This window comes from Pseudomonas rossensis, assembly GCF_039888995.1.
GTDB classification, from domain to species: domain Bacteria; phylum Pseudomonadota; class Gammaproteobacteria; order Pseudomonadales; family Pseudomonadaceae; genus Aquipseudomonas; species Aquipseudomonas rossensis.
Genome location: NZ_JBBWCB010000023.1, coordinates 16,060 through 29,830, shown reverse-complemented (window position 1 = coordinate 29,830; position 13,771 = coordinate 16,060). Strand labels below are relative to the sequence as shown.

Below are 13,771 nucleotides of genomic sequence, written 5' to 3'. Positions count from 1 at the left end.
AGTTCTGAAAACTTGAAATCGACCGTAATCGCGCTGTTTAGAGCATTCACCCGCCGTGCTCAATCCTCTTCCTTAAGCTTGAGCAATGGTTCCTGAAAACGCAGTAAACGCCCGGCGTTCCCCAACACCAGCAACGTGCTGAAGTTATGCAACAGTGCAGCAATCATCGCTCCCGCAGCGCCAAGCCAACCGAAGGCGGCGAAGGCTACAATCGCCAGCGTCCAGCCCAGACCGATGATCACATTAACCTGCAACGTGTGCCGGCATTGGCGACTCAAGCGCACACACGTGCCAAGTCGACGCAGGTCGCTGCCGATCAGGACGATGTCGGCCGAGGCCAGCGCGATGTCCGCCCCGCCCGCTCCCATGGCCACGCCGACCACACCGGCCTTGAGCGCCAGCGAATCGTTGATCCCATCTCCCACGACCATCGGCCGGAAGCCGCTGCCGATTTCCTTCAGCACGCGATTGAGTTTGTCCTCGGGCAATGCTTGAGCTTCAACGTCGCTGATCCCGACATCTCGCGCCAATGTGTGCGCGACGCTTTGCCGATCACCTGTCAGCAGCAACTGCCTACCCAACCCCAACTCTCGTAGCTCGCTCAAAGCAAATCGAGCTTCAGGTTTGACGCTGTCGGCCAGCAACAGCCAGGCGAGGAATTCACCGTTGAGCGCCAACCCGGCAATCGGGCCATCGTGGTCGGGGACACTTGAAGTGGCGATGCCCAATTGGGTGAACAACTCGGGACGACCGAGCGCCGCCTCGCCCTGCTCCGTCATCGCCACCACACCCAGCCCCTGACGCTCGTGAATGTCCGAGAGCAGCAGAAAATGTTCCTGGGTGACCAACCCGGCGAGCGCGCGGCTGACCGGATGACTGCTGGCAGAACCGAGACTGGCAGCGAGTTTAAGGACGTGGCTGCGATCCTCGAGCGGACTGTCGATGGATTGCAAACGCAAGGTGCCAAAGGTCAGGGTTCCGGTTTTATCGACCACCAAGGAAGTCAGGTCTGCCAGCTCTTCGAGGAACGCGGAGCTGCGAATCAGAATCCCGTGGCGAGCGGCCACCGCCACCCCAGCAATCGCCGTGGCCGGTGCCGACAACACCAATGCACAAGGACAGGCCGCCACCAACACCGCGAGCATGGCCTGAGCATCGTTAGTGACGAACCAGGTCACGGCGGCCAGCAGCAACACCAGCACCATGTAGCTACCGGCGTAGCGTTCCAGCAAACGCGTGATCGGTGGTTTGGAACGCTCGGCACTTTGCATCAGCGCAATGACTTTTCCGAGGGTCGACTCATTGCCGGTGCGAGTCACTTCAATACGCAGCAGACCGTCGAGGTTGATCGCGCCGCCGAAGACTTGCATGCCGACGCCCGCCTCCATCGGCACCGATTCGCCAGTAATCGAAGCGGTGTCCAGGCTCGCCTGACCGGACAACACCCGACCATCCGCCGGCACCCGATCACCCGCGCGCACCTCGACGAGGTCGCCGGCCTTGAGTGTGCCGTTATCGACTTCGACGATAGCGCCATCGGCCTGAACTTTGCGCGCATGGCTGCGCGTCAGTTTGCCGAGGGCGCGAATCGCCTCTTGGGAACCGATCACGCTGCGCTCTTCCAGCACGTGACCGAAGATCATGATGATTGGCAGCAACGCTGCGGTCAGCAGATCACCCGTGGCCCACGCCCCCAGCATGGCCAGGGCGATCAATTGATCAGTGATCCCGTGCAGGCTCGGATAACGCAGGCTGTACCAGGCTGAACGCATCACGGGCACGGCCACCAATAACGAAGCAAAGCCCAGCAGCAATTGACTGACGCCCGTCTGCTCCGGCGACAACCAGCGCCAGGTCAGGCCGAGCGCGAGCAGGCCAAGTGCGAGCATGGCCAGGGTCAATTGGCGGGCGGCGCTGCGTTGTTCAGCCGAGGACAACATGCTCGGTGCGGCGGCGGTTTGGGGGGTCATTGTGCAGCTCCCTGAATGATCAGGCGGGAATCGTCTTTCGGATTGACCGTGGTCACCGAACCGGCCTGACCGAGAATCTTCGGCATCCGCTCGCGGTAGATGCGCAGCAGCATTTGCGGGTCGGTCCCTTGTTGTTGCGCCTTGGCCAGACTCAATACCGTGGCCGTGTCAGCCGAGGCTTTGGCCAGCCGTTCGCTCGCTTGGGCGTGAGCGACTTGCAGCGTGCGATCGGCTTGTTCGTTGGCAGTCTGAGTCAGCTTCTCGGCTTCAGTGCGAGCATTGGCCACGGCTTTGTCGGCTTGTTGACTGGCGGTCAGTACAGCATTGAAGGCGTTGACTGCTGGCCCGGGCAGACTCGATTGCACGTCGACCCGCGTCACTTCAATGCCTAACCCCTGCCCCGTCGCAGTCAGGTCAGCCAGGCGCTGATTGATGGCTTGCACCAGATCACCGCGCAACCGTTCGCGGCGTTCAGCAGCCTGACTATCGGCGCCGATCAGCTCCGGTCGAGCAACCAGAATAGTGTCCAGATCTCGTGCGGCAGTAAGGGCCACCGCGCTGCGAGTCACCAATCGATCCAATGCCGGCAACACATGTTCGCCTTGAAGAACGAAGGCATACGGCTCGGTGACTTTGTAGAAAACCCGCACATCCAGTTGCACCACGCCCGCGTCACCGGTGAGCAAATAACCGGAGCCGGCGAGTGCATCGCTGATCGGTGTAGCGAAACTCGCGAATCGGTCTGCCTGCAACGCGGCATCGGTGCGCAGCAGGTTTTCCACCCGACGCTCCATCACCCGATCCGCCGCGGGCAACAAAATCACCTGCTCAAACGGACGCGGCCAGGCCAACAGCAGGCCAGCATTCTGGATGCGATCCAGCGCGCCGAAGTGCAAAACCACAGCGCGATTTTGCGGATCGATCTGCCGCACATTGGAAAATGCCCACACCAAAGCGGCCAGTACCGTCACGGCGTAAAGAGCCAAAAAAGCCAAGCGCCCCGCTTGAATCCAGGGACTGCTTAACTCATTTGTTCCACGTGGAACTAATTTCATGGCTGCGACCCGGACTTGTTATCAAGGGTCGGCGGACCGTCAACCAACACCCGGAACGGCGCGGCATCGGTGCGCAGAATCAGTTTTGTGCCGGGCGTGACGATCGTGCCCAGTGTGTCGAGGGAGCGCAGCAGGTTGTAGAGCTGTGGCGACCCGGCGTAGGCGCGACCGTAAATCTGCGCGGCTTCGACGCGCGATTGAGCTTCGATATCGGCAGCTTTCACCGTCGCATCGGCTTGTACGATTCGTGCATCACGCTCGGCAGCGGAACGGATTTGCGCCGCTTCGCGCTTACCGATGGCCGTGCGTTCTGTGGCGATTGTTTCACGCTCGGCACGCATGCGATCGACCGTAGCGGTGAGGGTTACCGACGGCAAGGTCAGACGCTCGATACCGACTTGCAGCACTCGCACGCCATAAGTCGTGAGCAGCTGCTGATCGATTTGCTGACGCAACTGCGCTTCAAAATCAGCGATGTGTACTTTATTGGCGTCGGTGTTTACCAGGTTAGCCAGGTCAAAACTGCTGGCCGTGGTTTCCAGTGCAGAACCAACAAACGTGCGAATCTGCCGCGCTGCTTCGTCCGGCTGATTCTGTACGGCGCGCATGAAACGTTGCACGTTGTCCGGATCACCCTGAACCTGCCAGGCCACGTAAGCCTGAACGATGATGCGCAAACCGTCCCGCGTACCCACGTCCTGTAAACCACTCGAAGTCGTGCGCAGTCGCAGATCGACAGGAATCGCCGCTTCAAAAGGAGCAGGCCAACGCCAGCCAAGACCTGGTTCCAGCAATACCCGCGAAGGATTGCCGAAACGCGTGATCACCGTGGCCTCCCCCGAACGCACCTGCACCAGGCTCGCTGCCGCGATGGCAAACGCCACCAGCAAGACTGCCCAGCCCATTCGCCGCCACGGGAACGGGCCCGCTTCTTGGGGATCACCGTGGTGGTGATGGTGATGGCCGTGGTGATGCCCGCCATGGCCGTGATCGTGGCCAGTGTGGTCATCGTGATCGTGGGTGTGCGACTGGCTCAATTGGCAGCTCCTGGCTGAGCGGTTTTACGCGCCGGCGCAGGGTCAGCCGGCAGCGTGAATGTACGGAGGTCGATGGTCGGCGCGTTAGTGGTACCGCCCAGACGATGATCGAGCACCAGCAACCTGGCATTGGCCAGGCCTTGGGACAGTTGGCTGAAGTACTGCTCCAGTAAGAAGGCCTGGCCGGCACTGGCGTAGGCCTTTTGCTCGGCAGCGAATCTCAGATCTGCCGCTTGGGCGGTGGCGTTGATTTCACGAGCGCTGGCCGTCGCTTGATCGCGAGCGATGCTGGCCTGTAATTGCGCCTGGTTGGTGGCTTCCGCCGCCGCCCCACGCTCGCGGGAAATCAATGCCTGGGCGCCAATCTGTGCAGCCTGAACGCCGTGATAGGCATTGGCGGCGCCGGCCGGCGGATGAATCGCCTCGACCACGGTGGCGAGAATTTCCACGCCGCTGTCGAGCTTGTGCAGGTCAGCCTGTACCGCCCGACCAATCTCTTCGGCGAGCCCTACCCTGTCCTCACCGAGCAAACCGTCGAGGGTTCGCGAAGCGAAATCGTGGACCAGAATCCGGCTGACGGTGCTGCGGATCAGCGTCGGGACATCAGCGCTGTTGTAGGTCGCGGCCAACGCCGCTTGATCGCTCAGACCGATGCGATAGACGAAACGCACGTCCATGTTGACGATCTGGAAGCTCTGCTTGTCGGCTCGGCTGCTGGCGATAACTTGGGATTTGTCGTTCACATGGCTGGCGTCCCACAAGCGATTGGCAATCGCGGGCGCCGGGCCTTCGGCGGGTTCGGCCACGACCGGCGCCGGTGTGTCGCCAACACTGGTGGCCAACTCGTGAACCACGCCATTCTCGACGCTCAACACTCGGCCCAGAGGCCAGGGCAAACCTGCGTGCAAACCAGGACCGAATACCTCCACCGGTTTGCCGAATCGCTCGTAGATGCCCCGCCCTTGCAGCGGTATTTCGTGAATGCCGGTCAGTGACCAACCCACTATCGAGACCACGGTCAGCACCGGCAAAAATGCCCGACGCATGTAAGTGAAGGCCCAGATCTGCCGCAGGTCGATGCCGAAGCGGTTGTGCAATTCGTGCTGCAACGCCAACAAGGGTTGCGGCGGCCAGCGCAGCATGTCGGCGACGAAGCTGCGCGCCAGCAACGCAGGTTCGAGTTGTTCGCGCGGCGGACTGAACAACGACAGCATGGCACGCAGCAGTAGTTCGGCGGCGACGAGCCCCGGCAGCAGGCCGATCAGCACCGCCAGACGCACCGGCCAGACCGAAGTTTCGCCTCCCAACAACAGGCACAAAGCGCTGAGCACCAGGCCAATGATCGCCACCCGTGTCAGCTGCGCCAGCGATGCTGCTTCGGGCCATTGGGCGACGTTTTCCTGCGCCAGTTGACGTTCCAGCACCAGCAAACCGAAGGCCAGCAACAACGACAGCGCCGCACCGACGCTGGCCGACAACCCCAGCGCGGTGGGCGGCAGTGCCAGGTTCCAGACGTGTTCGATGCTCAACAACGTCAACAGCGACCAACCCGCGAGCCACAGCGTCGGGGCGCCGATCTGCACCAGCATCCGCAGCCATCGCTGGCTGAGCCGATCCAGCAGCCGTTCGTACCAGCCCACCGGGGCAACGACTTCGTCAGCAACGACGACCTGCACGACCGGGTTCAACGCCCGCGCACGCCATTGCGTCACCCACCAGGCCGATTGCAAACCGGCGACCAGCACCAGCAAACCGGCGCTCTGATTGACCAGCAACGCGGGCCAGAGCGACTGCGGCGCAAACAGCCCGACAAAAAACGCCAGCAACCAACCTGTCGCCGCCAGAGCGCCCAGACCGATTGCGAACTGACGCAATCGTCGCCCTTGAAAAACCGCCTGCTGGAAACGCGGCAGCCCGGCTACTTGCGTCCCATCGACATCGAGATCGACTTGCATACCACCCCAGTGTTTATCGTTGCTCATATCGCAATTCGTTACGATATAACGAAAGCCGTGAAATTTCCGTTCTTAAATGCTGTATCTAAAAACGCTCAACCTGTCGCTTGGCTGAAGCCTTGACCGAAAGGCTGCGGAACGCACATATTACGTTCGTAATTTTAGCGAAGGCCTACTTTTACCCATCCTGATCCCCGTTCACTCCAGGAGTACAACCATGAGGCAAAGTGACGGTGACCGATAGCCAGGGCGGCAAGACCGAACTGAACACCAAGGACATCATCATCGCCACCGGCTCTGAGCCCACTCCCCTGCCCGGTGTGGACATCGACAACAAACGCATCCTCGACTCCACGGGTGCGCTGTCGCTGGCCGAAGTGCCCAAGCATCTAGTGGTGATCGGCGCCGGGGTGATCGGTCTGGAGCTGGGTTCGGTGTGGCGGCGTTTGGGCGCTCAGGTGACCGTGGTCGAGTTTCTCGGCCGGATCTGCCCCGGTGTGGATGGTGAAGCGGGCAAAACCCTGCAACGTTCGTTGAGTAAACAGGGCGTCAACTTCAAGTTGAGTTCCAAAGTCACCAGCGCCACAACCTCGGCGACCGGCGTTCAGCTCAGCGTCGAGCCCGCGGCTGGTGGCACCGCCGAACTGCTTGAAGCGGATTACGTGCTGGTATCCATCGGACGCCGGCCTTACACCCAAGGCCTGGGGCTGGAAAACGTCGGCCTCGCCACGGATAAACGCGGCATGCTCGCCAACAAGGGCCATCGCACCGAAGCTGCTGGCATCTGGGTGATCGGCGACGTGACGTCCGGTCCGATGCTCGCTCACAAGGCCGAAGACGAGGCCATGGTCTGCATCGAGCAGATTGTCGGCAAGGCGGCCGAGGTCAACTACGATCTGATCCCCAACGTGATCTACACCAACCCCGAACTGGCCAGCGTCGGCAAGACCGAAGAGCAGCTTAAGGCCGAAGGTCGTGCCTACAAGGTTGGCAAGTTTCCCTTCACCGCCAACAGCCGGGCAAAGATCAATCACGAAACCGAAGGCTTCGCCAAAGTGCTGGCCGATGAGCGCACCGACGAGATTCTCGGCGTGCACCTTGTGGGCCCAAGCGTCAGTGAAATGATCGGCGAATGTTGCGTTGCCATGGAGTTCAGCGCCTCTGCCGAAGACATTGCCCTGACTTGTCATCCACACCCGACCCGCTCCGAGGCCTTGCGCCAGGCGGCGATGAATGTGGAGGGGATGGCGACGCAAATGTAAGGCTCGAAACGCATACGGAAATGGCACAGCCTTGGTTGTGCCAAACGAAACAATAGAGTGGTGACCGACACGATTTACCCTTTCAAGAAATACAGGCATTTTCAGAAACGACCTACATAAGTAGCTACCTCCCTTGCCTTAAACTCCCCCCATTCTGACCACAAGGAGTGGGCGCATGGCGAGTCATAGCTACATGACTATTACCGGTAAAAAGCAGGGTCTGATTTCATCCGGCTGTTCCAGCCAAGACTCTATCGGCAACAAATGCCAGTTTGGGCATGAAGACGAAATCATGGTGTTGGCTTACGCCCATAGTATGTTCACCGGCAGTGATGGCAGTACGTCAGGCGGGCGAGGCAAACATATGCCTATTTCCATTACCAAAAACATTGATAAATCTTCACCACTGCTAGCCAGTGCTCTGGCTGAGGGTGAAGAAGTTGAGTGCAAGATTGATTTTTATCGCACTGCTCCTGCCGGCGGTCAGGATAAATATTTCAGTGAAAATAACGGGCGGTCGTATTGCGAATGTAAACCTTCAAATCCCTCACGCTATCCACATGTCTGACACGGAGCCGCAAGAGCTGGTGTCCATTCGTTACCGAGATATTAGTTGGACGCACATCCAAGCGGGTACAAGTGCCTATAGCACGTGGGGGAACGAAGATGAATGAGACGTCATGCGATATACATGACGTCACCAAGGCCGCTGCGGACCTGGTTGCATTAGGCTGCACAGTAGGCGCTACACATTTTCATGACGGTATTACGCAGCTTCAATTCAATTCGATGGTTTCTTCTTATGCCAACGAAATTATCAAGGCCGTTGATGAAGGGCTCATCACTGCATGGGAGGGAGTCCAATCGATAACGAACGAATATGCAGAGCTATCTTCCAAGGCGATCTTTTATGCTCAAAATGGCATAGGTGTTGTTGCTGGCGCCATGCAAGTTGAGGTTTGTAGCGGTTACTGTAGGCTCAGGTGGATGGGCCGCGCCATTGGGGGGAATGTTTATCGCGCATGGCGCCAATAATATCTATGAAGGCTTTGGCAATATTTATAACGGCCCTGAAACACCTAGCGTGCTAGGACCTGTGCGGTGGATTTATCAAGACGCTTTAGGAGGCGAGTACCAGGGAGATATGCTCTACGGTTCTATGGACTTACTATTATCTGGCATTGGTATTATTAGACTAATACGTAAGCCTGACTCGGTGCAGCTATTTAGGCATGACCCAATAAATTACGAAAGGGCGTACATACAAACAGGGAAGGCAGCTCTATTTTTCGAGGCTCTTGTTGACTACATCACATTAAATTCAATGCTTTCTAAAGAAAAATCCGAATAGACACAAGGCGCTATACCGCCATTCAAATCAAATTACGCCACGTAATTTTTTGACTAAAAAACGAAACCAGAAAACACAGAGAATAATATAAGTAACTATATAAGCAATGCGCAAAATCATGCCCTCCATGGGTATGAAGTATTTTATTACCCGCACAATAAGTGCCGCATAAAGACCATTGCTCCCAAGGACCAAAAGAAGCAGTGCAAAATAGTAACGAATATTTTCAAAATTCATTTAAAATCACACTACTCCACGTAGCCTTTTGACTAAAAAACGAAACGCGAAAAAACAGAGTAACGTATATGTAACTATATAGGCAGCGCCCAAAACCATGCCTTCCAAGGGAATGAAGTATTTTATTACCCATACAATAGCTCCCGCGTAAAGACCATTAGTCCCAAGAGTTAGAAGAAGCACAGCAAAATAGTAACGAATATTTTCAAAATTCATGATTAAAGTGTTTCACACATATAAAACACAAGGCTAGTTTATCCACCAGGATTAATCAATTCCCGTTTAAGTTTTGGCTGCTGCGAAGTATTGGATCAACCCGTGTTCGCGATCTACTGTGGTAAATGCTCCAACGGCAACGCCCCCGGCGTCTTTACCGTATGAATCGCAAAGTTGCTACGGATGTCGCTCACGCCCGGCAATTTCAGCAAACGCCCCGTGAGAAAACGATCATAGGCGCGCAGGTCCGGCACCACCACTTGCAGCAAAAAATCCGATTCCCCTGACACCAGAAACGCCGAAATCACCTCGGGCAACGCGGTCACGGCCAGGCGAAAGGCTTCGGCCTGTTCATCGTTGTGCCGCTCGACCTTGACCCCGACAAACACCGTCAGCCCAAGCCCTACTTCGTCGCGATCCAGATTGGCCTGGTAACCGCGTATGACTCCGGCTTCTTCGAGCATCCGTACCCGGCGCAAACAAGGAGAGGCGGACAGACCGATCTCGTCGGCCAGTTGCACATTGCTCAGGCGACCGTCCCGTTGCAGCGCAGCGAGAATCTTGCGGTCGTAGGCGTCGAGTTTCATGGTTTGGCAGATCCTGATGGTTTACCTGCAATTGAGTGGCAGGTTATGCCAACCAGAAGCATTTTAGAAGCGAACTACGCAACCACCTGCCCTGCCCTTCAGCCCTAGACTGGCCGTACCGAATCGACAACGAATGGGGTGCAACGTGGCAGGACTCTGGGTGTTTTTCATGGCGCTGGCGGTGGTCTATCTGTTGCCGGGCCCGGACATGATCCTGTTGTTGCAAACCGGTGCCCGTCAGGGCAAAGGCGCGGCGCTGGCCACTGCGGTGGGTCTGGGTGTGGCCCGAGGATGCCATGTGGCGTTGGCAGCGCTGGGGTTGGCGGCACTGTTCAAGGCTGCGCCCTGGACGTTCGACGTGGTACGCCTGGCCGGGGCCGCGTATCTACTGTGGATCGGCATTCAATGCCTGCGAACCACCATGCTGCCGAACTTGAACGGAGCAGACACCACCGCCGAGAAACCTCGCTGGCGCTCAGCGATCCAGCGCGGTTTGCTGACCAACCTGCTCAACCCCAAAGCATTGCTGTTCTGCTCGGTGCTGCTGCCGCAGTTCATCGATCCCCACGCCGGGCCAGTGCTCGCGCAATTTGCGACCCTCGGAATTGTGCTGGTCGGTGTCGGTTTGCTGTTCGACAGCGCTTACGCACTGACCGGCGCAGCGCTAGGCCGTTGGCTGCAACGCAGTCCTTCGGCCCAGCGCCTGCAGCAATGGCTGTTTGGCAGCCTGTTGATCGGCTTCGCCGTGCGGCTGACCTTTGTGCAACAAGCTTGAGCCTTACCGCGTTTTACGGCGGCGATTGATCAGCAACAGCGCCGCTGCCGTGGCCACTATCACACCGCCAATCTGCAACGGTGTTTTGTAGGGCCGCAGCTGCGAACGCGCGGCATCGGTGACCTGGGTCACATAGCGTTTGTTGGCGCTCTGAAAGTCTGGATCCTGGCACTGATGACCAAAATCGCCGGCCCACACCACATACGGACCTTCCTCGACATACCGACGGTAGAACGCGCTTTGCTCTTGCAGGCTGGTGCCCCACGATGAAGCTTTGCACAGCACCGAAGCAAACGCCTGACTGCTGCGGGGCAGATGATCAGCGGCTTTGCTCGCCAGCGCCGTGGCGACAAAACGGTAGTGGAAACGCTCGTCAGGCTGCGCCACCGTGGCTTGCTGGCGCTGCACTTCACCTTCGGCGATTAGCGGTCCGACCTTGAGTTCTGTACTTTCGAGACTGTAATTGCCGCCGAAGGTGGCGTAATCCGGGGACAGCTCGTAGCCCAACAACTCCATTCCGTCGAAACGGGCCAGTGTCGCGGCGTAGTAGTAAGCGAATGCCCGTTTGGTCGGCCACCATTTTGATTCAGCGTCGTGGCGCAACTGCCCGTACCACTTGGCCTTGGCCTGCAAATCGGCATTATCGAAATAGGCTGGCGCTTCGTCGTACCGCTCTTCGCGCAGCAAGCGCCGCCCGAGCAGATTGCGCAGTTTCGCCGCCACCGATAATTGCACGTAGTTATCGCGATCCTGTTGGGTGAGTGGCGCTGGTGCCGGCACTTGAGTGTCGACGTATTGCTTGAGCTCATCGACGGTCAACACCCGCTCGGCGACCGTGGCGGCGTCGAACCAGTAGACATCTTTACTGCGATAAAGCTGATCGAACGCTTGCAGATAATCCCCGCGTTGCAACGCCAGGATTGCGCTTTCACCCTCGACCCGACACTTGGGCTGAAGCGTTTCGAAGTCCCAATCCGGCGTCCGCCGCTCCCCCCACGACTCATTCTGCGGGAAGGCCTGGGCAGCCTTGGCATACGCTGCGGCAGCCGCGTATTTATCGCCATCGCGCACCGCCAGTTTGGCCCGCAGCCACCACGCCAGTCCGCCATCACCGGCGTGTTCGAGGAACGCCTTGGCGCTGGTGTAATCACCCTGTTGATAATTCACCGCGGCCAGGCGATCAGCGTTATCCAGGCTACCGCGGGTGCTGTTTTGCAGCCGTTTGATCAGTTTCAATTCGTTCGGCGGTTGATCGCCGAATGACCAGCCCAGTCGGCTGATCAACGACGCCGTCACCAGTTGCTGTACCGGTTTGCCGTTGAGCAATACGGCCAGTTGATCGTCAGGCATCGCCGCGAGGTCGGCCACCAACAGTTTCAGCGAGGTGTAACCCACCGCCGAACCCTGAAGGTTTTGCGTGGCGTAGAGTTCGATGGCGCTGTTCCAGTCGCCGGCGGTGCGGGCGACGCGGGCCTCTTCGCCGAGGCTGGCGACACCCAGTTCCAGTGGATCGCTAAAGCCGTCAATGCTCAGCTGACGGCTCTGCTCGAAGGCCTTTCGAGACTGAGCCAACAGGTCAGGGTCACTGTCCGCTTCGGAACTCATGGCATACAGCGCCCGGCCTAACGAGTAAGCCGCCCAGGTGCTGCGTAACGCCCGTTGATCCGCCGGCAATGCCAGCACCTTCTGGAAGTACTCGGCTGCCAGTCCATGATCACCGGCATTGAATGCCACCGCGCCGGCCAGATAGAGCTTGAGCTCAGCCGGAAGGCTCGCGCCCTGAATCTCGACCTCATGTGCATCGGTCAGGCTGCGTAACTGTTTCACCAGCATTTGCTGCTCAGCCGTCAAACCGGATTGCTCAGCCTTATCCCGCTGTTCTGCGTAGTCGGGCGCATCCAGGTTATAGGCGGTTTCGGTGAGGTTCTTCAGCCCGGCGACCACATGCCCGAGGCGACTGATTTCAAATCTGAAGTTACCTTCCGGCAGCTCCGCCAACGACTGGCCGCGGTTGTCCAGCAGACGCATCGGGAAATCCGGCCCACAGGCCAGCGCCGAACCCAGCGGCAGGCTAAGGCTCAGGCAAAGCAGATGGCGGGGCCAGTTACGGGTAAACATGCGAACCTCCTTGATCAATATGTGCGCAACGAGCCCAACCCATGGCGCGCTGCCCGCCGGCCGGTATTCGACCGTCGCGCAGGCGGGTGAAGGTAAGCAGATCCGGACGCTGTTGCAACGCATAACCGGCCAGCGCATCGGCACCATCACAGCCCTGCACCGCGAGTGTCAGGCGTTCGGGCCAGCCGCTGTCGAGGTTGCCCTGATTGCTGAGGCTGATGTCATAGAGGTCGTTCTGCACCGATAGTTTCAGCGCCAGTCGACTGTCGAGTGCATCGCCACGCGCCACGGCGCCCAAGGTCGTCAGACTCCAGGCACGGCGGTCGAGGGCCAGCGGCAGACGAAACCAGATCAGGCCCGCCAGATGCGCCGGTGGATCGTTGCGTAATTCGCTCCCGAGCCGGCTCAGTTGCTGCGGATCGGCGAGCAATTCCCGGCGTTTTCCGCCCCGTTCGATGGGCACTTCGCTTTCCACTACCGGCGCACCGGTGCCCGGCAACAACGCCACACCATAGGCCGGCAGCGCCAGATAGAAAGGTTTGGAAGTGACGCGGCTCCAGTCCTTGGTCCATTGACGGGCCTGATTCGGGTCGAACAAGCCAAGACGCGGATCGCTCACCGCGTGCACCTGCAACACGCTGCTGTCGACTGTGGATAACAGCGCCGGCAATTCGGGGCTGTCGAGCCAGGCCGGCAATGCGGTGATACTCAGCGGAACAGAGGCCGGCAGAACTCCGCGCAGGTGCGTAAGAAATTTGCGGTAGGTCGGTAGCCGAGCATTACCGGCATCGTGGTCGATTTCCACACCGGAGAGATTCAGTCCCTGCCCTTGCCAATCGCCGAGCACCTGCAGGATCTGCGCGGTGACTTCGTCCCGATCCAGCGACTTGAGTTGGCCGTCGAGACGAATCACCGCGATCAGCGGCCGACCATCACGTTTGAGCAGCGCCGGGTCAATCCGCGCCCGGCTCCAACCCGCCTCAGGGAATGCCTGCAAGGCCAGCACCCGCAGGGTGGAAAAGTCAGCGCGGCTGTCCCTCAGCGCCGCTTCGTGGGCCGGTGTCCATTGCCGTTGCCAGACGTAGAGTTGCTGATCGAGCGCTGGCGCGTCCTGTCGTTCGCAACCGTTGAGCAATGCCACCGCGACAATCAACGCCGACAGACGAGCGAAAAAATACATAACCGAATCTGATCCTTTGTCGCAGCGG

The 13,771-nt window shown here is 58.9% G+C and carries 11 protein-coding genes and 1 pseudogene; 5 read left to right on the top strand and 7 right to left on the bottom strand.

Going from position 1 to position 13,771, the window contains the following annotated elements:
• Positions 1-59: 59 nt before the first annotated feature.
• Genes WLY71_RS09040 through hflK (WLY71_RS09025) form a run of 4 tightly spaced genes read right to left on the bottom strand, consistent with a single transcriptional unit; the run spans position 60 to position 6,017 of the window.
• Positions 60-1,970 carry a cation-translocating P-type ATPase gene (locus WLY71_RS09040; RefSeq protein ID WP_347803295.1) on the bottom strand — a complete coding sequence of 637 codons (1,911 nt, stop codon included), beginning with the start codon at positions 1,968-1,970 and terminating at the stop codon, positions 60-62.
• On the bottom strand, positions 1,967-3,025 hold the full coding sequence (gene hflK, locus WLY71_RS09035; RefSeq protein ID WP_347803294.1) for a protease modulator HflK: 1,059 nt from the start codon (positions 3,023-3,025) through the stop codon (positions 1,967-1,969). The genes WLY71_RS09040 and hflK (WLY71_RS09035) overlap by 4 nt, the downstream gene beginning before the upstream one ends.
• On the bottom strand, positions 3,022-4,062 hold the full coding sequence (hflC, locus tag WLY71_RS09030) for a protease modulator HflC (protein ID WP_347803293.1): 1,041 nt from the start codon (positions 4,060-4,062) through the stop codon (positions 3,022-3,024). Before hflC ends, hflK (WLY71_RS09035) begins: the two co-directional genes overlap by 4 nt.
• Complete coding sequence (hflK, locus tag WLY71_RS09025; protein ID WP_347803316.1) at positions 4,059-6,017, bottom strand: protease modulator HflK; 1,959 nt, start codon at positions 6,015-6,017, stop codon at positions 4,059-4,061. Before hflK (WLY71_RS09025) ends, hflC begins: the two co-directional genes overlap by 4 nt.
• A 221-nt stretch (positions 6,018-6,238) precedes the next feature.
• On the opposite strand from hflK (WLY71_RS09025), the pseudogene WLY71_RS09020 reads away from it, so the two are divergent.
• The 4 genes and pseudogenes from WLY71_RS09020 to WLY71_RS09005 form a co-directional block, all read left to right on the top strand.
• Positions 6,239-7,279: pseudogene (locus tag WLY71_RS09020) on the top strand (FAD-dependent oxidoreductase); the annotation flags it as partial.
• Between the two features lie 175 nt (positions 7,280-7,454).
• Positions 7,455-7,847, top strand: a complete 393-nt coding sequence (gene tssD, locus WLY71_RS09015) for a type VI secretion system tube protein TssD (RefSeq protein WP_347803292.1) — start codon at positions 7,455-7,457, stop codon at positions 7,845-7,847.
• Between the two features lie 98 nt (positions 7,848-7,945).
• On the top strand, positions 7,946-8,314 hold the full coding sequence (locus WLY71_RS09010; protein WP_347803291.1) for a hypothetical protein: 369 nt from the start codon (positions 7,946-7,948) through the stop codon (positions 8,312-8,314).
• Entirely contained in the window at positions 8,289-8,630 is a 342-nt protein-coding gene (locus WLY71_RS09005; protein ID WP_347803290.1) for a DUF4225 domain-containing protein, read from the top strand. The genes WLY71_RS09010 and WLY71_RS09005 overlap by 26 nt, the downstream gene beginning before the upstream one ends.
• Positions 8,631-9,196: 566 nt before the next feature.
• Here the strand turns inward: WLY71_RS09005 and WLY71_RS09000 are convergent.
• Positions 9,197-9,670 (bottom strand): Lrp/AsnC family transcriptional regulator, encoded by a 474-nt coding sequence (locus WLY71_RS09000; RefSeq protein ID WP_347803289.1) that lies wholly within the window; start codon positions 9,668-9,670, stop codon positions 9,197-9,199.
• Between the two features lie 145 nt (positions 9,671-9,815).
• On the opposite strand from WLY71_RS09000, the gene WLY71_RS08995 reads away from it, so the two are divergent.
• Positions 9,816-10,445: a LysE family translocator gene (locus WLY71_RS08995; protein ID WP_347803288.1), complete on the top strand. Its 630-nt coding sequence runs from the start codon at positions 9,816-9,818 to the stop codon at positions 10,443-10,445.
• Between the two features lie 3 nt (positions 10,446-10,448).
• Here WLY71_RS08995 and WLY71_RS08990 read toward each other — a convergent pair whose 3' ends face one another.
• Positions 10,449-12,563, bottom strand: a complete 2,115-nt coding sequence (locus WLY71_RS08990; protein ID WP_347803287.1) for a hypothetical protein — start codon at positions 12,561-12,563, stop codon at positions 10,449-10,451.
• Positions 12,550-13,743 carry a DUF3142 domain-containing protein gene (locus WLY71_RS08985; RefSeq protein ID WP_347803286.1) on the bottom strand — a complete coding sequence of 398 codons (1,194 nt, stop codon included), beginning with the start codon at positions 13,741-13,743 and terminating at the stop codon, positions 12,550-12,552. Before WLY71_RS08985 ends, WLY71_RS08990 begins: the two co-directional genes overlap by 14 nt.
• Positions 13,744-13,771 lie beyond the last annotated feature (28 nt).